The organism is Caballeronia temeraria (genome assembly GCF_001544795.2).
Taxonomy (GTDB): domain Bacteria; phylum Pseudomonadota; class Gammaproteobacteria; order Burkholderiales; family Burkholderiaceae; genus Caballeronia; species Caballeronia temeraria.
Window position 1 is genome coordinate 224565 of sequence record NZ_FCOI02000001.1, and the last position, 20250, is coordinate 244814.

Annotated in this window: 19 protein-coding genes and 1 tRNA gene; 7 read left to right on the forward strand and 13 right to left on the reverse strand. The window is 64.4% G+C overall.

Annotated features, from left to right (window positions below):
* Positions 1 to 32: 32 nt before the first annotated feature.
* From guaD to hemN, 7 genes are all read right to left on the reverse strand, one after another.
* Entirely contained in the window at positions 33 to 1361 is a 1329-nt protein-coding gene (gene guaD / locus AWB76_RS01070; protein ID WP_061158272.1) for a guanine deaminase, read from the reverse strand.
* Between the two features lie 25 nt (positions 1362 to 1386).
* Entirely contained in the window at positions 1387 to 2757 is a 1371-nt protein-coding gene (locus AWB76_RS01075; protein ID WP_061158273.1) for an NCS2 family permease, read from the reverse strand.
* A 5-nt stretch (positions 2758 to 2762) separates the two neighbouring features.
* The gene (locus AWB76_RS01080) at positions 2763 to 3785 is read right to left on the reverse strand and encodes an adenosine deaminase (protein WP_061158274.1); all 1023 of its coding nucleotides are present in this window, start codon (positions 3783 to 3785) and stop codon (positions 2763 to 2765) included.
* A 40-nt stretch (positions 3786 to 3825) separates the two neighbouring features.
* On the reverse strand, positions 3826 to 4851 hold the full coding sequence (xdhC, locus tag AWB76_RS01085; protein ID WP_061158275.1) for a xanthine dehydrogenase accessory protein XdhC: 1026 nt from the start codon (positions 4849 to 4851) through the stop codon (positions 3826 to 3828).
* 484 nt (positions 4852 to 5335) lie between these two features.
* On the reverse strand, positions 5336 to 5854 hold the full coding sequence (locus AWB76_RS01090) for a disulfide bond formation protein B (protein WP_061158536.1): 519 nt from the start codon (positions 5852 to 5854) through the stop codon (positions 5336 to 5338).
* A gap of 143 nt (positions 5855 to 5997) precedes the next feature.
* Positions 5998 to 7377: an amidase gene (locus AWB76_RS01095; RefSeq protein ID WP_061158276.1), complete on the reverse strand. Its 1380-nt coding sequence runs from the start codon at positions 7375 to 7377 to the stop codon at positions 5998 to 6000.
* Between the two features lie 146 nt (positions 7378 to 7523).
* Complete coding sequence (hemN, locus tag AWB76_RS01100; protein ID WP_061158277.1) at positions 7524 to 8906, reverse strand: oxygen-independent coproporphyrinogen III oxidase; 1383 nt, start codon at positions 8904 to 8906, stop codon at positions 7524 to 7526.
* 158 nt (positions 8907 to 9064) lie between these two features.
* Here hemN and AWB76_RS01105 point away from each other — a divergent pair, with 158 nt between their 5' ends.
* From AWB76_RS01105 to AWB76_RS01115, 3 genes are all read left to right on the forward strand, one after another.
* The gene (locus AWB76_RS01105) at positions 9065 to 9352 is read left to right on the forward strand and encodes a YkgJ family cysteine cluster protein (RefSeq protein WP_061158278.1); all 288 of its coding nucleotides are present in this window, start codon (positions 9065 to 9067) and stop codon (positions 9350 to 9352) included.
* 70 nt (positions 9353 to 9422) lie between these two features.
* On the forward strand, positions 9423 to 10016 hold the full coding sequence (locus AWB76_RS01110; RefSeq protein ID WP_061158279.1) for a DUF1439 domain-containing protein: 594 nt from the start codon (positions 9423 to 9425) through the stop codon (positions 10014 to 10016).
* A gap of 63 nt (positions 10017 to 10079) precedes the next feature.
* Positions 10080 to 10913: an undecaprenyl-diphosphate phosphatase gene (locus AWB76_RS01115; RefSeq protein WP_061158280.1), complete on the forward strand. Its 834-nt coding sequence runs from the start codon at positions 10080 to 10082 to the stop codon at positions 10911 to 10913.
* A gap of 72 nt (positions 10914 to 10985) precedes the next feature.
* Here the strand turns inward: AWB76_RS01115 and trmB are convergent, their stop codons facing one another.
* The 3 genes from trmB to AWB76_RS01130 form a co-directional block, all read right to left on the reverse strand.
* On the reverse strand, positions 10986 to 11726 hold the full coding sequence (gene trmB, locus AWB76_RS01120; RefSeq protein ID WP_061158281.1) for a tRNA (guanosine(46)-N7)-methyltransferase TrmB: 741 nt from the start codon (positions 11724 to 11726) through the stop codon (positions 10986 to 10988).
* Positions 11727 to 11802: 76 nt separating this feature from the next.
* Positions 11803 to 11877, reverse strand: a tRNA-Gly gene (locus AWB76_RS01125).
* A gap of 57 nt (positions 11878 to 11934) precedes the next feature.
* On the reverse strand, positions 11935 to 12495 hold the full coding sequence (locus AWB76_RS01130) for a YggT family protein (RefSeq protein WP_061158282.1): 561 nt from the start codon (positions 12493 to 12495) through the stop codon (positions 11935 to 11937).
* A gap of 829 nt (positions 12496 to 13324) precedes the next feature.
* Between AWB76_RS01130 and AWB76_RS41475 the strand changes: the two genes are divergently transcribed.
* From AWB76_RS41475 to AWB76_RS01140, 3 genes are all read left to right on the forward strand, one after another.
* Positions 13325 to 13486, forward strand: a complete 162-nt coding sequence (locus AWB76_RS41475; RefSeq protein WP_167354150.1) for a hypothetical protein — start codon at positions 13325 to 13327, stop codon at positions 13484 to 13486.
* A gap of 344 nt (positions 13487 to 13830) precedes the next feature.
* A complete protein-coding gene (locus AWB76_RS01135; RefSeq protein WP_061158283.1) occupies positions 13831 to 14124 on the forward strand; it encodes a hypothetical protein in 294 nt (97 codons plus the stop codon).
* A 127-nt stretch (positions 14125 to 14251) separates the two neighbouring features.
* On the forward strand, positions 14252 to 15217 hold the full coding sequence (locus tag AWB76_RS01140) for a threo-3-hydroxy-L-aspartate ammonia-lyase (protein WP_061158284.1): 966 nt from the start codon (positions 14252 to 14254) through the stop codon (positions 15215 to 15217).
* A gap of 10 nt (positions 15218 to 15227) precedes the next feature.
* Here AWB76_RS01140 and AWB76_RS01145 read toward each other — a convergent pair whose 3' ends face one another.
* Genes AWB76_RS01145 through AWB76_RS01155 form a run of 3 tightly spaced genes read right to left on the reverse strand, consistent with a single transcriptional unit; the run spans position 15228 to position 18492 of the window.
* On the reverse strand, positions 15228 to 15896 hold the full coding sequence (locus AWB76_RS01145; RefSeq protein WP_061158285.1) for a LysE family translocator: 669 nt from the start codon (positions 15894 to 15896) through the stop codon (positions 15228 to 15230).
* A 5-nt stretch (positions 15897 to 15901) separates the two neighbouring features.
* Positions 15902 to 16897, reverse strand: a complete 996-nt coding sequence (locus tag AWB76_RS01150; RefSeq protein ID WP_061158286.1) for an asparaginase — start codon at positions 16895 to 16897, stop codon at positions 15902 to 15904.
* Positions 16894 to 18492: a UbiD family decarboxylase gene (locus AWB76_RS01155; RefSeq protein WP_061158287.1), complete on the reverse strand. Its 1599-nt coding sequence runs from the start codon at positions 18490 to 18492 to the stop codon at positions 16894 to 16896. The genes AWB76_RS01150 and AWB76_RS01155 overlap by 4 nt, the downstream gene beginning before the upstream one ends.
* 589 nt (positions 18493 to 19081) lie before the next feature.
* Here AWB76_RS01155 and AWB76_RS01160 point away from each other — a divergent pair.
* The gene (locus AWB76_RS01160; RefSeq protein ID WP_061158288.1) at positions 19082 to 20233 is read left to right on the forward strand and encodes a lytic transglycosylase domain-containing protein; all 1152 of its coding nucleotides are present in this window, start codon (positions 19082 to 19084) and stop codon (positions 20231 to 20233) included.
* The last annotated feature ends 17 nt before the right edge of the window (positions 20234 to 20250 follow it).

The following is a 20250-nucleotide window of genomic DNA, read 5'->3' on the forward strand; positions in this document are numbered from 1 at the left end:
AAGGGCGTTCGTCGCGCGGAATCCGGAATGCGTCAGGCCGCCAGTTCCAGCTTCGCCGTGTTGCGCGTGTCGCGCGAATGCACGCGCTTGCCGGCTGCGTAGGTTTCGAACACCGCGCGATCGTCGCCGAGCAGCGCGAACGCGAACAGCAGTTCTTCGAGCGATTCCGTGCGGGACGTGCGGCGCGCGAGCAGCGGCGTCGAGTTCGGATCGAGCACGACGAAATCCGCCTCGCTGCCCGGCGCGAGCGTGCCGATCTTGTCGTCGAGTTCGAGCACCTGCGCGGCGCCCGTGGTCGCGAGCCAGAACATGCGCGTCGCGGTCAGATGATGGCCGGTGAGACGCGCGATCTTGTGCGCGGCGCCCATCGTCTGAAGCATGGAGAACGACGTGCCGCCGCCCACATCCGTCGCGAGCGCGACAGGCATATTTGACTCGCCAGCTTTCTCAAAATCAAACAGGCCGCTGCCGAGGAAAAGGTTCGAAGTCGGACAGTGCGACGCCACCGCGCCGGTTTCCGCCATGCGCGCGCGATCCGTGTCGTCGAGATGGATGCAGTGGCCATAAACCGCGCGGCGGCGCAGCAGGCCGTAGTGATCGTAAATGTCGAGATAGCTGCGGTGCCCCGGAAACAGGCTCTCGACCCATTTGATTTCGTCGGTGTTTTCCGCGACGTGCGTCTGGATGAACACGTCGTTGTGCTTCTGCGCGAGCACGCCGCAGGCTTCGAGCTGCGCTTCCGTCGATGTCGGCGCGAAACGCGGCGTCAGCGCATATTGCTGACGGCCGCGTCCGTGCCATCGCCCGATGAGTTCCGCGCTGTCGTCGTAGCCGGTTTGCGCCGTGTCGCGCAGAAACTCGGGGCAGTTGCGGTCCATCAGCACCTTGCCCGCGATCATGCGCGTGCCGCGCGCTTCGCTCTCGGTGAAGAACGCATCGGCGGATTGCTTGTGCACCGTGCAATAGACGAGCGCGGTCGTCGTGCCGCAGGCCAGCAGCTCGTCGATGAAAAAGCTCGCCGTCCCGCGCGCGACCGCAGGATTCTCGAAGCCGCGCTCGGTCGGGAACGTGTACGTGTTGAGCCACGGCAACAGGCCCGGCGCCGGCGACGCGATCATGTCCGTCTGCGGATAGTGAATGTGCGAGTCGATGAAACCCGGCACGATCAGCTTGTCGCGCATGCTGAGGACGGTGGCGTCGACGTCGAGCGTGTCGCGCAGCGACGCATACGCGCCTGCCGCGACCACTTTGCCGTCCTCGACGATCAGGAGGCCATCGGCCTCGTACACCGCGCCGTCAGCGGCATGCGCGGGATCTTCCCGGAAGGTCAGCAACTGGGCGCGGTAGGCGGTCTGAGTCATGATGCAACGTCTCCGTATCTGGGTTTTAAAGCTGTGAAAGCAGCACTAACGAAAAGGCCGCGATGATCCACATCGCCGGCTTGATTTCCTTCGCGCGACCCGTCGCCGACTTCAGCACGACGAACGCGAGAAAGCCGTACGCGACGCCATCGGTGATCGAGTAGGTCAGCGGGATCAGGATCATCGCGAGGAACGCGGGAATGGCTTCATCGAAGCGATGCCATTCGATCTGCGTGATCGCTTCCATCATGAACACGCCGACGAGCACGAGCGCGGGCGCGGTCGCGATCGCCGGCACGAGCGACAGAAGCGGCGAGAGAAACAGGAACGGCAGGAAGCACAATCCCGCGACGACCGCGACGAGACCCGTGCGCCCGCCCGCCGAAATGCCCGCCGCCGATTCGATATACGCGTTCGCCGGGCTCGTGCCGAGCGGCGCGGAAATGAGCGCGGAGAAGGAGTCGACCATCATCGACTGGCGGATGTTGCGCGGGTTGCCGTCCTTGTCGTAGAGCTTGCCGGCTTCCGAGATCGCCATGAAGGTGGAGAGCGCGTCGAAGAACGACGTGAACAGCATCACGAAGATGAACGGCCAGTAGATGACCTTGAGCGAACCCATCAGATCGAGCTGTCCGACCGCCGAAAAGTCCGGCGCGGAGAAGAGGCCGTTCCAGTTGACGAGCGTTTTCGTGGCGATGGCGGCGGGCCAGTACGCGGTGCCGTCGCCGTAGAAGCGGCCGATCGGAATCGCGATGATCGTTGTGAACACGATGCCGAGCATCAGCGCGCCCGTGACCTTGCGTGCGACGAGGACCGTCGTGACGGCGAGGCCGACGAGAAACGTGATGACCACGGGATTGAGCGATGCCGAATGCACGATCGTGACCGGATCGCCGACGACGAACTTCGCGTTCACCAACCCGATCAGGCTGATGAACAGGCCGATGCCGCACGATACCGCGTGCCGCAGATTCGCCGGAATTGCGTCGACGACGAGCTTGCGCGCGTTGAACGCCGCGAGAATCGCGAAGATCACGCCGGACCAGAACACGCAGCCGAGCGCGGTCTGCCACGGCATCTTGCCGCCGTGCACCATCACGAAGGCGAAGAGCGCGTTCATGCCCATGCCGGGCGCGACGAGCACGGGATTGCGCGCGTACAGGCCCATCGCGCAGCTGCCGAGAAAGCTGACGATGACGGTCGCCGTCAATGCCGCCGGAAACGGCACGCCCGCCGCCGACAAAATGCCCGGATTGACGACGATGATGTACATCGCCGTGAGGAACGTCGTGATGCCCGCGACGATTTCGGTCTTGGTGCGCGAACCGGCCGCGCGAATGCCGAAGAAGCGTTCGAGCGTGGTCGTGTCCTGTTGTGGAGTTGCGGTGGTTTCCATCGTGCTTACTGCTTCCAGTGCTGATCCAGGCGCGCGACCATGGCGTCGCGTTCTTCTTCGGTGACGAACGAGGCTTCGAGGCTGTTCTTGAGCAGCGTGTAGACCTCGTGATCCGTGAGCTTCAGCGCATCGACGATCGCGAAATAGTTCGCGTTGACGTAGCCGCCGAAGTACGCGGGATCGTCGGAATTGATCATCACCGCGACGCCCTGATCGAGCAGGTCTTTCAACGTGTGCTTGGTCATGTCGTCGAACACGCAGAGCTTGATGTTCGACAGCGGGCACACGGTCAACGCGATGCGCGCATCCGCGAGACGCGCGACGAGCGCCGCGTCTTCGATGCTGCGCACGCCGTGATCGACGCGATCCACTTTCAGCAGATCGAGCGCTTCGTAGACATACGACGGCGGTCCTTCCTCGCCCGCATGCGCGACGAGCTTCAGGCCGCGCGCGCGCGCCTTCGCGAACACGCGCTCGAATTTCGACGGCGGATGACCGCGCTCCGACGAATCCAGCCCGACGCCGATCAGCCGATGCGCGTATTTGTCGAACAGCGGCAACGCGCTTTCATATGTCGCGAGCGCGTCTTCTTCGGACAGATGGCGCAGGAAACAGAGAATCAGCTTGCTGGAAAGACCGCGCTTTTCACCTTCGGCGAGCGCGGCATCGATGCCCGCGACGACGGTTTCGATCGGCACGCCGCGTTCCGTGTGCGTCTGCGGATCGAAGAAGATTTCCGTATGCACGACGTGATCGGCGAGCGCGCGCTCGACGTAGGCCATCGTCATGTCGTAGAAATCCTGCTCGGTGAGCAGCACGCTCGCGCCCGCGTAATAGATGTCGAGGAACGTTTGCAGGTCGGTGAAGGCGTAGGCCGCGCGCAGCGCCTCGATGGAGTCGTATGCGAGCTTCACGTTATTGCGCTTCGCCAGCTCGAAAATCAGCTCCGGTTCTAGCGACCCTTCGATGTGGATATGCAGCTCGGCTTTTGGCGCGTGCGCAATCTTGTCGGCGAGTGTGGGATTCATGTGGGCTTTTGAGTTTTGGGGCTACGGATTCGCCTGTGGGTCAGGCGGTCTGTTGCGACGACGCGTGGCTCGAAACGTTGGCTTCGACCGCCTGCAGCAGTTGGGCTGCCGCTGCAACGGCGATCACTTCGGGCGCTTTGTCGACGATGCCGTCGATGCCGATCGGACACACCATCCGCGCGATGCGGGCCGGGTCGATGCCGCGCGCCGCGAGCCGGTGCTCGAACTGCTTCTTCTTCGTGAACGAGCCGATCATGCCGAAGAACGCAAAGTCGCCGCGCCGCAGGATGCACTCCGCCAGCGCGAGATCCACCGTGTGGTTGTGCGTCATCACGATGAAGTACGCGTGGGGCGGCGCGCGGTCGACGGCTTCGTCCGGTGCGTCGTTCGGCTCGATGGTCACGTTGTCCGGCACGAACGGCGGCGCGGGAAACGCGGCGTCGCGCTCGTCGACCCAGGTCACGTGGCAGGGCAGCGTCGCGAGCACGCGCACGAGCGCCGCTCCGACATGGCCCGCGCCGAACAGCACGACCTGAAAGTCACGCGGCGCGATGGTCTCGGTCAGGAGCGCGCCACGCTCGTCGGCGCCGCCGCCGTCCCACAGGAGACAGTCGGCGTCGCTTGCGCCCGGTTCGGGATCGGAAAGCATGACGGCGTCGCGCAGCTCGGGTTGCGGCGCGAACGACACGCTGCGCACGGTCGAGAGACCTTGCGCGGTGCGTTTGGCAAGCGTCGTCACCCAGTTGAGATCGGCGACATCGAGCCGTTCGAACGCGAGCACGACCGCGCCGCCGCAGCACTGGCCGAGGCTGGGCCCGAGCGCGAAACGCTCGAGCCGTCGCATGCGCGCGTTGCGCATGCCGTCCTTCAGCACGTGCCGTGCGGTTTCGATGGCCTTCCATTCCAGATGGCCGCCGCCGATCGTGTAGCGCGCGTCCTCGCGTGTGACGATCATCTTCGTGCCCGGCTCGCGCGGCGCGGAGCCTTCGACACGCGCGACCGTCACGAGCACGACGGCGTCGCCGTGCGCGAGCAGGTGTTGCAGGTCGTTCAGCCAAACTTGCATCGAGTGAGCTCCAGAAATGATCGTGTGTGTGCGAATGGTGCGCGGGTTTGCGTCGTCGCAGGCGCTAGTTTACCGGGCGATGGGCATGCACATCGCCCGGAAAGAGCGAAGCAGGACAGGCGCGCGCACGCACATGCTCGCGGGCGCTGAAGAATAGGGCGCGAAGCCGGAGGAAGCGGATGGTTTGCGTTGTCATGATTCAGGGAGACATTGCGGACCGGGCGCGCGTTACGCGGTTTCCGTTCGCTTCATGGTCGCGATGTAAAAATCGGCTGCCTTTGAGCGAATCGGACTGCGCGCACGTAGATCGCCATCCAGGCATGACCTTACCACCGCAATATCCCAAAAATATTGCCGGGCACGTATCAAGATTATGCGGATGCGCTGATGCGGGGAAGGGAAAGCGCGTCGAGGCGCTTGCTGAGGGGGAGAGCGGGGAAGCGCGGGGAGAAGCGGGCGGCGCGGAACGGCCGCCCGGAACAATTTACCGGACCGTCGAGCGCAATTTGCGCTTGAGCCGCACGCTGGCTGCAACGAACACGAAGATCAGCGCGAACGCGATCAGCGACCATTGCGGCAGCGAAAGCCCGAGGATCGGCGGATAGGGCGTTTCGCACAGACCCGCGACCTTGAACACCTGCGGCAGCCAGCTCGCGGGCGGCAAACCGTCGACGATGGGCTGAAGCGCATCGAAACCGCAGCTGAAGCCGGGATGCGACTGCACGTACACATGGCGAATCGCGGTGGCGAGGCCGCCGAGCGCGGATATCGCGACGAGCGTTTCGAGCAGCGCAATGCCGCGCCAGTTGCGAAACGCGGCGCCGAGAAACGCGAAGATTGCCACCAGCACGAAGAAATAGCGCTGGATGATGCAAAGCGGGCAAGGATCTTCGTTATGGAAGAACTGCAGATACAGCGCGCCGCCGACGAGACCGAGACTGACGAAACCGAGCAGGACGAGCAGGCGTCGCTCGCGTCGCATCGCCCGGTCATCCTGATGCATCGTGAAGTGATGTAAAGAGTTGTTCATTATTTCGCAACGATTCGAGAAGGAAGCACCTGAGTCGCGTGAGTATCGCGGAGAATTCTAGCGCGAACACGCGATGCGCAAATCAGCCGCACATGTCATCCGCGTGCTTCGGCCGCTCAGCGCGTGGTTGCCAGCACCGCTTCGACCGCGCGTCCGATCGACAGCAAGGTGTCGTCGGCGTTCGGCGCGCCCGCGAGCATCAGGCCGGCGGGCGCCTCGCCGCGCGGATGGCACGGCAGGGAGAGCGCGCAGGCATCGAGGAAATTGAAGGCGGTCGGATTGCGCAGGATCAGCGCGTTCGTGCGCGTGAAGGCGTCGTCGTCGGTTTCGAGATCGGCGATGCGCGGCGGCAGCACCGGCACCGTCGGGCAGAGGATTGCGTCGAAACGTTGCCAGAGCGTCGTGCGCGCGGCTTCGATCATCGCGGCGCGCGCTTCGCACAAATCGATGTAATCCGCCGCGCTCGCCGCTTCGGCGCGTTGCAGGCGCGCGAGCACGCGCGGATCGTATTCGCCGCCGCGCTCGGCCATCAGCTTGCGATGCCACGCATACGCTTCTATGGCGACGAGTGGATACCGGTTGATTTCCGGCAGGCGATCGAGCGGCGCGAAACGCACGTCCTCGACCAGCGCGCCCGCCGCCGCCAGATGGTTGACGGCCGCGGCAACCGCAGCCGCGACGGGCGCTTCGACGCCATCGGTGACGTAGTTCGTCAGCACGCCGAGACGCACGCCGTCGAGCGGGCGCGTTGCGGGCACGCCCGGATCGCGCCCCGCGAGAATGCGATCGACGAGCGCGCAGCACGCGACCGACACGCCGATCGGCCCGAACGAATCGAGCGTCTTCGAGAGCGGCACGCCGCCTTGCTTCGGAATGCGGCTCGCGGTCGGCTTGAAGCCGGTCAGGCCGCAGAGCGCCGCCGGAATGCGGATGGAGCCGCCGGTATCCGTGCCGAGCGCGACGGCCGCCATGCCATCCGCAACCGATGCCGCCGCGCCCGACGACGAGCCGCCCGCAATGCGTGCGTCGCCCGGCACGTCCGCGCGCCACGGCGAGCGCGGCGTGCCGTAGTGCGGATTGAGCCCGAGGCCCGAGAACGCGAATTCGCTCATGTTGGTGCGCCCGACGATCACCGCGCCCGCGCGGCGCAGGCGCGCGACGGCCACGGCATCGGTTTTGGCGGGCGCGGCGTCGGCGAGCGCTTTCGAGCCGGCGCGCGTCACTTCGCCTTCGATATCGAAGAGATCCTTGATCGACACGGGAATGCCCGCGAGCGGCGAGAGCACGGTGCCGGCGCGGCGCAGCGCGTCGTGGGCATCGGCGGCGGCGCGGGCGTGATCGGCATCGACATGCAGGAAAACGGTCGCGCCCTGACCGGCGGGATCGGCGATGCGCTCGAGCGCCGTCTCGACGAGCGCGCGGCTCGTCGTGCGGCCGCTTTTCAGATCGGCGGCGAGTTGGGCGAGAGGAGCGAACTGCGGCGAAGTGGTCGGCATGGCGTCGGGCAGTGGCGTGGCCGTCTGCGAGAAGCCGGCAATGCCCGGCGCTTCGCATCGGCAGTGAGTGGATGGACGCCGCGACTGCAAGCCGGGACGTCCAAGGTGGCTGTCATTCTAAGCCACCGACGCCGATCGAACACCGCTCAGATCGTGCGCGAGAAGCGTCGCAGGCTCGCCTGACCCAGATAGCGGTCGAATACCGATGCGACGTTGCGCACCAGCATGCGGCCGGCGGGCAGGACGCGGATCGCGTCGCGCGAGAGATCGATGAGTCCGTCGCCGGCCATCGGCGCGAGGCGCGCGAGTTCATCGGCGAAAACGGCGGGAAATTCGATGCCGTGCGTGCTCGCGATCTCGTCGAAACGCAACTCGCCGCCGCACATGATGCGCATGATGACGTCGCGGCGGAGCTCGTCGTCAGGCGAAAGGCGCACGCCGCGCGCGATGGCGAGAGTGCCCGAGTCGATCGCGGCGGCGTAGTCCGCGAGCTCGCGGGCGTTTTGCGCGTAGACATCGCCGATCTTGCCGATCGACGACGCACCGATGCCGATCAGATCGCAATCCGCATGGGTGCTGTAGCCCTGGAAGTTGCGCTGGAGCGTGCCGGCTTCGAACGCGCGCGCGAGTTCGTCGCCGGGCAGCGCGAAATGATCCATGCCGATGTACACATAGCCCGCCTCGCTCATGCGCGCGATCACGCGCTCGAGAATCGCGAGGCGCACGGCGGGCGAGGGCAGCGCGCTTTGGTCGATCTGCCGCTGCATCTTGAAAAGCGATGGCATGTGCGCATAGCCGAACACGGACACACGGTCCGGCTTCAGGCCGATGATCGCATCGAGCGTGCGCGTAAAGCTCTCGACGCTCTGATGCGGCAGGCCGTAGATCAGATCGACGCTCACCGACTTGAAGCCGTTCGCACGCGCGGCGTCGAGCACGGTTTCGGTCATCTCGCGCGGCTGGATGCGATTGACGGCGCGCTGCACGCGTTCGTCGAAGTCCTGCACGCCGAGGCTCAGGCGGTTGAAGCCCAGTTCGCGCAGCAACGCGATGGTGTGCGCCGACGCCTCGCGCGGATCGACTTCGATCGAATATTCCGCGCGCTCGTCGGGGACGAGATGGAAGTGCTCGCGCGTCGCGGCCATCAGTTCGGCCATCTCGTCGTGCGAGAGGAATGTCGGCGTGCCGCCGCCCCAGTGAAGCTGCGTGACCGGGCGCGATGTGTCGAAGAGCGCCGCCTGCAACGCCAGCTCGCGCTTCATGCGATCGAGATACGGCCGCGCGTGCGCGCGATTTTTTGTCGCGACCTTGTTGCAGCCGCAGTAGAAGCAGACGGTGTCGCAGAACGGAATGTGGAAATAGAGCGAGAGATCGGCGTCCGCTTTCGCCTTGCGCGCCGCTTCGCGATACTGCGCGGCGTCGAACGAGTCAGTGAACTGGACGGCGGTCGGATACGACGTGTAGCGCGGGCCGTGCGCGTCGTAGCGCGCGAGCAGGTCGGGGCGAAAGAGCGGAGCGGCGGCAGTCATGGCGGACCTCTGGGGATCGTCCGAGTGTAGTCCGGCGACGTGCGCGGCCCTTGCGCGATAAGGTCGCAGCCCGATGATCGCGATTTGACGAAGCGCAAACAAAACGCAACTAGGCGGCGTGGGAGAATGTCGTTTCCATTGCGTCATTGAGTACCGTCATGCCGATCGATTCATCGCCTCATGCCTGCCGCGAGGGCTGCGGCGCCTGCTGTATCGCGCCGTCCATTTCGAGTCCGATTCCGGGCATGCCGGACGGCAAGCGCGCGGGCGAACGTTGCGTTCAGTTGGGCGATGATCTGCGCTGCAGGATTTTCGGCGATCCGCGCAGGCCGGCGTGTTGCGGCGGCTTGCAGCCATCGAACGAGATGTGCGGCGACACGCGCGAGCACGCGTTGCGCTGGATCGAACGCCTGGAAGCGGCGACGCAGCCGACGCAACTGTCGTGACGATCGGCAGTCCAATCCCGAACCGCGCCGCCCGGCGCAGCCCTGAATAAAAAGCATTGGAGGATCACGCATGACGGAACCCGTCGCGCCGCTGCGGCGCCGGTTCGTGCTGGCAGGACTGATGTCGCTGCCCGCGCTCGCACTCGCATCGAAGGCGCACGCCGCCTCGAACTCGATATTCCCCTTCATTCCGGACCACTACACATTCTCGACGCAGCAGGTGCAGGCCGCGGTCGCGCGCAAGTTCCCGCTGCAACGCACGGCGTCGCAGATATTCGATGTCGTCCTGAGCAATCCGGTCGTCGGCATGGCGCCGGACCGCAATCGCGTGACCGTGCATGTCGATGCGCGTCTTGCGACGCCCTTCATGCCGAATCCCGTGATCGGCGCGTTCACGCTGTCGACGCAACTCGGCTACGACGCACCGAGCCGTTCGGTGATTCTCGTCTCGCCATCCGTTGACGATGCGCAGTTTTCCGGCGACGCCGCGCAGTACAACCAACAGATCGCGTCGGTCGGCGCGCAATTCGCCGCGCAATTGCTCGACCGCTATCCGATCCACACCTTCAAGCCCGAGGAACTCCAGTTCGCCGGCGTGTCTTACGAACCCGGTACAATCACAGTCCTTACAAACGGCATACGTGTGCAGATCGTCGAGAAGTGAGTCGAAATCTCTGCGCAATGTGTTCCAAAACCAACGGCGACACCGGCGAACAAGGGCTGACGGATGGACTGGATATTGATGGTGAAGGCGCTCATCCTGGGCGTCGTGGAGGGCTTGACCGAATTTCTGCCGGTCTCGAGCACGGGGCATCTGATCGTGGCGGGCAGCCTGCTGAATTTCACCGATGCGCAATCGAAAACCTTCGACGTCGTTATCCAGTTCGGCGCGATCCTCGCGATCTGCTGGGAATATCGCGCGAAGATCGGCTCCGTGGTCACCGGCCTGCCCGTGCGCGCCGACGCGCGGCGCTTCACGCTGAACGTGATCGTCGCGACCATTCCGGCCGTCGTGCTCGGGTTGCTGCTCGAGAAGCACATCAAGGCGGTGCTGTTCTCGCCGGTGCCGGTGTCGGTGGCGCTGATCGTCGGCGGCATCGTCATTTTGTGGGCCGAATCGCGGCAGCGGGAGCGCGGCGCGATCACGCGCGTGCATTCCGTCGATGACCTTTCGCTCGCCGATGCCTTCAAGGTCGGTCTCGCGCAATGTTTCGCGCTGATTCCGGGCACCTCGCGCTCCGGTGCGACGATCATCGGCGGCATGCTGTTCGGGCTCGAACGGCGCGTGGCGACGGAGTTTTCGTTCTTCCTCGCCATTCCGATCATCTTCGGCGCGACGCTCTACGAAATGGCCAAGTACTGGCGCACGCTCACCGTGAACGATCTCGGCCTGTTCGCGATCGGCCTCGTCGCGGCGTTCGTCAGCGCGTTCGTCTGCGTGCGCTGGCTGCTGCGCTACGTCGCGTCGCACGATTTCACGGCGTTCGCGTGGTATCGCATCGGCTTCGGCTTGCTGATTCTGATCGTCGGATACAGCGGCGGATTGAGCTGGGCCGACTGATCCCGTTTTCGTCGCCCGGAACGCACAACGCCACGGCTTGCCGTGGCGTTGTCGTTTGTGGCCCCGATGCGCTCAGCGGCGGCGGAACATCAGATCCCACACGCCGTGGCCGAGCCGCAGGCCGCGCCGTTCGAACTTCGTGACCGGGCGGAAATCCGGGCGCGGCGCGTAGCCGTCGGCGGTATTTTCGAGCGCCGGTTCCGCCGACAGCACGTCGAGCATCTGCTCGGCGTAGTTCTGCCAGTCGGTCGCGAGATGAATATAGCCGCCCGGCTTCATGCGCGACACGAGCAGCGCGAGAAACTTCGGCTGAATCAGACGACGCTTGTGATGGCGCGCCTTGTGCCACGGATCGGGAAAGTAGATGTGGACGCCGTCGAGACTCTCGGGCGCGATCATGTGCTCGAGCACTTCCACGGCGTCGTGCTGAAGGATGCGGATGTTGCCGAGCCCTTGCTCGCCGATGAGCTTCAGCAGCGCGCCGACGCCCGGCTCATGCACTTCCACGCCGATGAAATCATCGCCCGGACGCGCGGCCGCGATTTCAGCCGTGGTCGCGCCCATGCCGAAGCCGATCTCCAGCACGCGCGGCGCGTGGCGGCCGAATTGCGCGTCCCAGTCGGCGACGTGCGGCGTATAAGGCACGACGTAGCGCGGCCCGAGATCGTCGATCGCGCGTTGCTGGCCCGGCGATACGCGCCCCGCGCGCGTGACGAAGCTGCGGATGCGGCGATGGCGCAGCGTGGCGTCTTCGTGGACGCCGGGCTGTTGAGTGCCGTTGTCGTCGGCGTCGTCTTGGGGATCGTGGCTCATGAGGCGATGCTGGAAACGGATGGGCGAAACTAAAAAGCCGCCCAAACGTGACTCGGGGCGGCTTTCGCTGGGATTCTGGAGCGGGCGATGGGAATCGAACCCACGTCTGTAGCTTGGGAAGCTACGGTAATAGCCATTATACGACGCCCGCCTGAGCCCGCTATTGTAAGCGCAAGGCGTCCCGCGGCGCAATTGCGCGCGGGCGGCTTCAGATGCCGAAGAGCGTCATCGACACCGCGACGCGCGTCACGACCATCAGCAGCACCTGCACGATGACGAAGAGCAGGATCGGCGACAGATCGATGCCGCCCAGGCGCGGCAGAATGCGCCGCAGCGGATCGAGGATCGGCGCGGTGATCTGATAGAGCAGCGGCATGGCCGGCGACTGCGGATTGAGCCACGACAGCAGCGCCATCAGGATCGTCACCCAGATGATCAGGTTCAGCGCCCACTTGACGACGGTCAGGAGCGCGACGAGCAGAAGGATCGGCGCCATGAGCGTCGGATCGACGCCCGCGAGCACGACCATCAGCGTCACATAGACCGCCGACGCGATGAACGCCGCAACGATGCTCGCCCAGTCGATCTTCCCGCCGGGCAGAATCTTGCGCAGCGGCAGCACGAGCCAGTTGGTCGCCTGCATCACCGCGTTCGACACGGGGTTGTACGGCGGCATGCGCACGACCTGGATCCATGCGCGCAGCAGGAGCGCCGCGCCGAACAGGGTGAAAAGGGTGTTGAGCAGAAAACGGGCGATATCGCCGAACATCTCGGGTCCTCTAGGATGCGTGCGCAGTGTCGCGACGTGCGCCAGGTCGTATGAGCGAAAAAGGCTGGGAAGACGAAAGCCGCTAGCGCGCGAAGGGCCGCCCGCGAGCGGTGTCTGAGAAGCGGCCGCCGGCGCGGCGCGAATCTTGAATGCTGACCTTGATCATTGTTCGTTCTCTGGACTTGAGTAACTTGTCGAAGGCATCGCGACGCACGGCGGAGCACGCACGCTCATGCGCGAATGCACGCACTGCGCTCGACGAAGCTTCGCGTTTTTCCGACGGCGGCGACTCGAATTCCCCGCCCAGCAGGCTTGCCTGATGGGGCGCCGGACGTCACCTTAACATGGCTTTAAGGCCGCTTGGGGACGTTGTCGCACGCGGCGCGAGCGATTCTTCGGGGTATTGCATGAAAGGCATGTGAAAGTTGTTCGCGAGAGCGCGGCGGCCACGAAACGCCAGCATCGGAAAACCCTAGTGTTGCCATTTTGAGACGATCTCGAAAAGCGCATTTCACGCAAAACTGGCAGGATATAAATACGGAAAGCGAAAGAGCGAAACACCGTTTGCGCGACGGATCGCTGCTTTCCGAAAGCGGTTTTTGAAGCAAGCATCAGAAAGATATTCCAGCCAAAAGGCATGCTTTCTGCTGAATGTGGTGAAACGCACAAGCAATTGCGCATCGACGCGAAGACTTGGTTTCTTTGCGCACATCGAAGGACGAACAGGGCGCTCAATACTAAAGAGAAGACGAATTCAGCGGGACGAAACATCCGGCGGCTGCCGTGAGTTCTCCCACCAAGGTTTCATTCGCTACGTTCGGAGGTCGCCATGAGCATTTTCTCTTACCGGAAGCATTTGCGATTCTTGAGCCAGGCCCAGCGGCGCCGCTGGTGGGACCAGAAAAAGCGCCTGACGCCGAGAGTCGTGATCGGCGCGGCGTACGTGCCGCCAAACGTCACGCGCGAATTCGCTTACGTCAAAGTGGGCTGAGCCGCGATTCAAGAATCTCGCGCAATACATTAAAAGCCCCGCCGGGCGCATTGTCCGGCGGGGCTTTTCCGTTCTTTTACGTTCTTTTGTAAATAGACGTTACGCGGTTTTTCTCTCTTTTCTCTTCTTGTACAACGCGCTGCCCGCTCAGGTCCGCCGAACGGCCAATCCGTGCATATCGGCGAGCAACGCTTTGGCTTTCAAGTTCTTCAGCACGTTAAGCAACTTGCAATTTGCAACAAATGGCTCCTGCGGCCGCTGCGCTTTTTCGATAAATTCAACTCATACCGTCGCTCGTGAGCCGCCTGGACCGGCCATCATGCGAAGCGGCGAGGAGAACTAAAGTGAAAAAGCTCGGTAGTTTGTTGATCGCTGGTGTGCTCGGCGCGGGTGTCGCCGGTGCGGCGCAGGCACATGTTTCCGTGGGTGTGGGTATCGGCGTGCCGGCCTATCCGGTCTATGCCGCGCCGCCCGCACCTGTCTATGTGGCGCCGCCGCAGCCGGTCTACATGGCCCCGCCGCCCGTCGTGTATGCGCCGCCGCCGCCGGTGGTGTATGGCGGCTATGGCTACTACGGTCGTCCGTATTATCGGCATCATGGCTATTACCGCCACGGGCCGGGCTACTGGCGTTACTGATCGGCCGGCCCAGCCAATGCAAAAGGCGATGCACGCGTGCATCGCCTTTTGCGTTTACGCGGTGCTTTTCAATTGCGCGATGGAACTGGGAGAATGAGGGTCCTCCTCACCTCAAGTTCTCACGCCGATGTCCTCTCTTCCTGCCCCGACTTTCGATGATGTCGCCGACGCCGCCCGCCGTATCGAAGGCTTCGCCAATTGCACGCCTGTCCTGACGTCCCGCACCGCCGATGCCATCGCGGGCGCGTCGCTCTTCTTCAAATGCGAGAACTTCCAGCGCATGGGCGCGTTCAAGTTCCGCGGCGCATACAACGCGCTTTCCCATTTCGACGACCGTCAGCGCGCGGCAGGCGTCATCACGTACTCGTCGGGTAATCACGCGCAGGCGATCGCGCTGTCCGCGAAGCTCGCCGGCATCCGCGCGACGATCGTCATGCCCGAGGACGCGCCCGCCGCGAAGATGGAAGCAACGCGCGGTTACGGCGGCGAAGTGATCACCTACGACCGGTACACGCAGAATCGCGAGGAAATCGGCCGCAAGCTCGCCGAGGAACGCGGCATGACGCTGATTCCGCCTTACGACCATCCGCATGTGATCGCGGGGCAGGGCACGGCGGCGAAGGAACTGATCGAGGAAACCGGTCCGTTCGATTATCTCTTCGTGTGTCTCGGCGGCGGCGGGCTGATCAGCGGTTGCGCGCTCGCGGCGGCGGCGCTGTCGCCGGATTGCAAAGTGATCGGCGTGGAGCCGGAAGCGGGCAACGACGCGCAGCAGTCGCTCGCGCGTGGCGAGATCGTGCATATCGAGGTGCCGCGCACGATCGCCGATGGCGCGGCCGCGACGCACATCGGCGAATACAACTTTCCGATCATCCAGCGTCACGTCGACCGGATCGTCACCGTCAGCGATGCTCAGCTCATCGAGACGCTGCGTTTCTTCGCGCAGCGCATGAAGATGGTCGTCGAGCCGACCGGCTGCCTCGCGGCGGCGGCCGTGCTGCAGAAGGTCGTGCCGGTCGAAGGCAAGCGCGTCGGCGTGATCGTCTCGGGCGGCAACGTCGATTTGCCGAAGCTGTCGCAGTATCTCGCGTGACGGCGGATCGTCACGATGCCGCGTTCACGATCAGATCGCGGTAGCCGTTGACGATGACGCTATACGCGAAGTACGCGAAGAGCACGGCGGACATCACATGGCAGGCGCGCAGGAGCTGCGTGCCCGCGCGCTTTCTGCCGTGGCTCGCGAGCGTGCAGATGAAGATCGTCCAGCCGAGTCCGCCGCAGAAAAAGCCGATCAGAAACACGGAAGCGCTGACGGGACTCGTCGCCCCGGCTTTGGCGATGAGCGCGCCGCCGACCGCCGCGAACCACAGGATCGCGCTCGGCGACGACACCGCGAGCAGGCATCCGCGCACGAAGCTTTTCCAGTGTTTCGGGCGCGGCACGGTGAAATCCGCTTCGCCTTCGACGGGCGGCGCGGACGCCGGATTGAGCGCCTCACGCGCCATTTTCCACGTCAGGAAAAGCAGCACGATCGCGCCGCCGATCCACACGACCCAGCGCACGGCGGAAAACTGCAGCAGCGCCGACATGCCCGCGAGCGCGAGCGCCGCATAGAACAGATCGCCGAAACAGGTGCCGAGTCCGAGCACCATGCCCGGCTTGAAACCGTGCGACAGCGCGAGCGAAATGATCGCGACATTGGCGATCCCGATATCCAGACACAGCGACAACGACAGAAAAAATCCGTCCGACAGCAACGACCACGAATGCATGTTTGTTATGGATGGTTGTGAAGCGTGAAGCTGACATCGAGCCGGCCGGTGGGCACGTTCATCGTGTTGCGCGTCGGCGGATTGCGGAAGGCGGCGAGCGCGTCGCGTTGCTGCTCTGTGCCAATGCCGAGCGTATCGAGCACATGAACGACGACCGCATTCACGACCGACGTGTTGCCGTCCTCGACTTTCACCGCGATGCCGATCGGCCCCTGTGCGCGGCGCACGCCGATCGCATAGCTCGCGTCCGCGCCCGTCTTGCCGACGAGCGTGCCGCCGAACGCCTGCATCAGCAGCGTGCAGAAGCGTCCTTCGCCGGCGACGAGTTCGGGATGCGACGTCATCGCCCGATAGATGCGCGCGAACGGCGAGCCGTCCGGCGCGGCGGCGAGCTTCATATAGAGCCGCGCGAGGCGGTCGAGCGGGAAGGCGGGCGTCGGCAGATTGCATCCGTCGATGGCCCATTGCACTTCATCGTCGGCGAGATCGACGGCGCGCGCGACCGTGCGCTTCACATGTGCCTGCAGCGGATGTTCGGGCAAGTGGTAATCCGCGAGCGGCGTGTTCATTGCACGCGCGCCCGCGAGCATGCCGGCGTGCTTGCCGGAGCAATTGCTGCACGCGGCGCCCGGCGTGAAATCGCGTCTGATCCAGTCCTTGTAGACAGCATCCGAAATCGGCGGATGGCCGCCGCAGCGCAGATCGCTTTCGCTCGCGTTCGACTTGGCGAGCATCGCGAGCGCGCGTTCGATATGACGCGGCTCGCTGCTATGCGATCCGCACATCAGCGCGAGGTCTTCGTCGCTGAAACCGAAGCGTTCCAGCGCGCCCGTTTCGATGACGGCGAGCGCCTGCGCGGGCTTCGCCGCCGAGCGCGGCAGCGTCACGCGATGCGGATCGCCGAAGGAATGGATGAGGCGTCCATCGGCATCGACGACGGCGACGTGCGCCGCATGCGTGTTCTCGATGACATCGCCTCGATAGAGCGTGGCCGCGATCATGATTTATCCAGTCCGAGTTCGGTCCACAGCACATCGACGCGGTGTTTCACGGCTTCGTCCATGACGATGGGGCGGCCCCATTCGCGATTCGTTTCGCCGGGCCACTTGTTGGTCGCGTCGAGTCCCATCTTCGAGCCGAGGCCCGCAACCGGCGATGCGAAGTCGAGATAGTCGATCGGCGTGCTGTCGACCATCACGGTGTCGCGGGTCGGATCGACACGCGTGGTGATCGCCCAGATCACTTCCTTCCAGTCGCGCACGTTCACGTCTTCATCGACCACGACGATGAACTTCGTATACATGAACTGCCGCAGGAAGCTCCACACGCCGAACATCACGCGCTTGGCGTGGCCGGGGTAGCTCTTCTTCATCTGCACGATCGCCATGCGATAGCTGCAGCCTTCCGGCGGCAGATAGAAGTCGGTGATCTCGGTGAACTGCTTCTGCAACAGCGGCACGAAGACTTCGTTCAGCGCGACGCCGAGCACGGCCGGTTCGTCGGGCGGTTTGCCGGTATAGGTGGAATGGAAGAGCGCGTCGCGGCGCATCGTGATCTTCTCGACGGTGAAGACCGGAAACCATTCCTGCTCGTTGTAGTAGCCGGTGTGATCGCCGTACGGACCTTCGAGCGCGTGCTCGTACTTCGCCGCTGCGCCCGCCGATGGCCGCGGCGGTGCGCCCTCCGGCGCGGGCGGCGGCGCGCCGTCCTGCGGATGGATGAAGCCTTCGAGAACGATCTCGGCGCGCGCGGGCACCTGGAGCGTGTCGACGCCCGGCGTCAGACACTTCGCGAGTTCGGTGCGCGAGCCGCGCAACAGACCGGCGAACTGATATTCGGATAATGAATCGGGCACGGGCGTCACGGCGCCGAGGATCGTCGCGGGATCGGCGCCGAGCACGACCGCCACCGGATATGGCTTGCCCGGATTCGCGAGCGCGAACTCACGGAAATCGAGCGCGCCGCCGCGATGCGCGAGCCAGCGCATGATGAGTTTGTTGCGCCCGATCAACTGCTGCCGATAGATACCGAGATTCTGGCGCGGCTTGTTCGGCCCGCGCGTGACGGTGAGGCCCCACGTGAGCAGCGGTCCGGCGTCGCCGGGCCAGCAGGTCTGGATCGGCAGCCGGTTGAGATCGACGTCGTTGCCTTCCCACACGATCTCCTGGCAAGGCGGCGCGCTGACCGATTTCGGCGCCATGTCCCACACGGCCTTCGCGAGGGAGAGCAGCTTGCCTGCGTCCTTCAGGCCCTTCGGCGGCTCGGGTTCTTTCAGCGCCGAGAGCAGCCTGCCGACATCGCGCAACGAACTCAGCGCGGCGACGTCGCTGCCGAGGCTCATATCGGCGCCGCTTTGCGCTTCGGTCTCGATGCCCATGCCGAGCGCGACGCGCCGCGTGGTGCCGAAGAGGTTCGCGAGCACGGGCATTGTGTGACCGGTGGGCGCTTCGAACAGCAGCGCCGGTCCGCCCGCGCGCAACACGCGGTCCGAGACTTCGGTGATTTCGAGGACTGGGGAGACGGGCTGCCGAATGCGGCGCAGTTCACCGAGCGCTTCGAGGCGGGCGGTGAAGTCGCGCAGATCTTTGTATTTCATCGATGGTCGGGAAGTGGACTCGAAGGCGCCCGGAAGCGAGCTTCGACGGGCGAGACGGCTGCGCGCTAAACGATTGTCGATTTTACCTGCGCAGGCGTCCGTGCGTTGGGGGACATTCAGCGATTTCCGCTTTGAATCGCCCGGGAGACGTGCTTTTCAGGCGCTGAACACCGTTCAATATAACTGTAAGTAATTGAAACCAAAGTCTATAGCATTGACGGATCATTAAACCCTGATAGAATCGCTTGGCATCTATTGCAGGTTTTGAAACTTTTTACCTTAGCCTCAGGTCTTTCAGACGCACATGCGTCGCCTGCGCCGCTCCTGCCCGGCGATTCATGGCTGTTGGTTGTCACTGCCGGCGTTTGTCACGCCGGTTTTTTCGCGTGGAAAGCCACGTGCGCGTTCAGGGCATGCAGTTCGTGCCGCGCAACCCGGCGGTCTTTTGCCGGATCGGCTTTCCAGACGGCGCATGCCGTATCCCCGATGCCGCTGACGCTTACCGAGAGTGAGCGGTGTCTGATTTGTGTTTGGAATACGTGCTTTATTCGTATTCATCTGCGCAAATCATGCAACATTGGGAGTATCGATGAACGCTTCGGTTTGGTGGGGTTCCGACACCCGCGCCGCGCAGATTGTGCGTGTAGCGCTACGTCGCGGACGCCGTTTGAGTCACCATCTCTTCGCCGTGGTCGGTTGCGCGGCCGTTATCAGCGCGCTCGCGCTCTGGCTGCTGCCTTCGTGGCGCACGACCTTCGCGGCAAAGATCATGCCGTTCGTGTCGGCTGCGGTTCAGGCCGGCCCGGCACGTCTGCTCGCGGGTCAGCCGCTGCCGCCGTTTTCGGCGGTGCATCGTCCGCCGGGCGATGCCGCGTTGCCCGTGAACGTGGCCGCTAACACCGCGCCGGTGGACAACGCCAAGACGCCGGCCGCATTGAGCCCGTCGCTCGGCGCGGCCGCCAGCGACGACGCCAGCACGCGTCAGTTGACCGGCGGCATCAGCCTCGCCGTGTCGCCCAACGGACTCGATCCGCGCACCATGCCGTCCGTCGGCATGCTGGCGAGGCTGATTCCGGCGCAACGGGTCGTCGCGGATGCTCGCGATGACCGTGTGCTCGTCTCGGCGCGCGAGCAGAAGCTTGTCTCCAACTTCATCGCGCGGCGTTATCGCGTGGCGGAAGAGCCGGTCACCGAACTCGTGCGCGCCGCGTTCGACACGGGCCGCGAAGTGGGTCTCGATCCGCTGCTGCTGCTTTCCGTGATGGCGATCGAATCAGGCTTCAATCCGTATGCCGAAAGCGGCGTCGGCGCGCAGGGCCTGATGCAGGTCATGTCGAAGGTTCATTCCGACAAGTTCGAGTACTTCGGCGGCTCGCACGCGGCGCTCGATCCGCTCGCGAACATCAAGGTCGGCGCGCTGGTGCTGAAGGACTGCATCGCGCGTGGCGGCTCGGTGGCGGGCGGTCTGCGCTACTACGTCGGCTCGACCACGCAGGACGACGGCGGTTACGGCGCGAAGGTGCTGGCCGAGCGTGCGCGTCTGCGCGATGTCGCGCGCGGCCGCAACGTGCCGATCAACGCACCGCAGGCGCCGGTTCAGGCCGCGCCGAAGCAGGTTCTGGCGTCGACGGCGGCGGACAAGCGCGTGCACGTGACCATCGATTCGTCGAAGAAATCGGGCGCGCAGGACGATGGCGACGGTGACGCGAAGCACGTCGCATCGGCGGAATTCGGCGCTTAAGTCATCGCCGGAGTCAT

Coding starts and splice junctions, on each gene's coding strand:
- guaD (WP_061158272.1), bottom strand. CDS start 1,361: ATGACTCAGACCGCCTACCGCGCCCAGTTGCTGACCTTCCGGGAAGAT.
- AWB76_RS01075 (WP_061158273.1), bottom strand. CDS start 2,757: ATGGAAACCACCGCAACTCCACAACAGGACACGACCACGCTCGAACGC.
- AWB76_RS01080 (WP_061158274.1), bottom strand. CDS start 3,785: ATGAATCCCACACTCGCCGACAAGATTGCGCACGCGCCAAAAGCCGAG.
- xdhC (WP_061158275.1), bottom strand. CDS start 4,851: ATGCAAGTTTGGCTGAACGACCTGCAACACCTGCTCGCGCACGGCGAC.
- AWB76_RS01090 (WP_061158536.1), bottom strand. CDS start 5,854: ATGCATCAGGATGACCGGGCGATGCGACGCGAGCGACGCCTGCTCGTC.
- AWB76_RS01095 (WP_061158276.1), bottom strand. CDS start 7,377: ATGCCGACCACTTCGCCGCAGTTCGCTCCTCTCGCCCAACTCGCCGCC.
- hemN (WP_061158277.1), bottom strand. CDS start 8,906: ATGACTGCCGCCGCTCCGCTCTTTCGCCCCGACCTGCTCGCGCGCTAC.
- AWB76_RS01105 (WP_061158278.1), top strand. CDS start 9,065: ATGCCGATCGATTCATCGCCTCATGCCTGCCGCGAGGGCTGCGGCGCC.
- AWB76_RS01110 (WP_061158279.1), top strand. CDS start 9,423: ATGACGGAACCCGTCGCGCCGCTGCGGCGCCGGTTCGTGCTGGCAGGA.
- AWB76_RS01115 (WP_061158280.1), top strand. CDS start 10,080: ATGGACTGGATATTGATGGTGAAGGCGCTCATCCTGGGCGTCGTGGAG.
- trmB (WP_061158281.1), bottom strand. CDS start 11,726: ATGAGCCACGATCCCCAAGACGACGCCGACGACAACGGCACTCAACAG.
- AWB76_RS01130 (WP_061158282.1), bottom strand. CDS start 12,495: ATGTTCGGCGATATCGCCCGTTTTCTGCTCAACACCCTTTTCACCCTG.
- AWB76_RS41475 (WP_167354150.1), top strand. CDS start 13,325: ATGAGCATTTTCTCTTACCGGAAGCATTTGCGATTCTTGAGCCAGGCC.
- AWB76_RS01140 (WP_061158284.1), top strand. CDS start 14,252: ATGTCCTCTCTTCCTGCCCCGACTTTCGATGATGTCGCCGACGCCGCC.
- AWB76_RS01145 (WP_061158285.1), bottom strand. CDS start 15,896: ATGCATTCGTGGTCGTTGCTGTCGGACGGATTTTTTCTGTCGTTGTCG.
- AWB76_RS01150 (WP_061158286.1), bottom strand. CDS start 16,897: ATGATCGCGGCCACGCTCTATCGAGGCGATGTCATCGAGAACACGCAT.
- AWB76_RS01155 (WP_061158287.1), bottom strand. CDS start 18,492: ATGAAATACAAAGATCTGCGCGACTTCACCGCCCGCCTCGAAGCGCTC.
- AWB76_RS01160 (WP_061158288.1), top strand. CDS start 19,082: ATGAACGCTTCGGTTTGGTGGGGTTCCGACACCCGCGCCGCGCAGATT.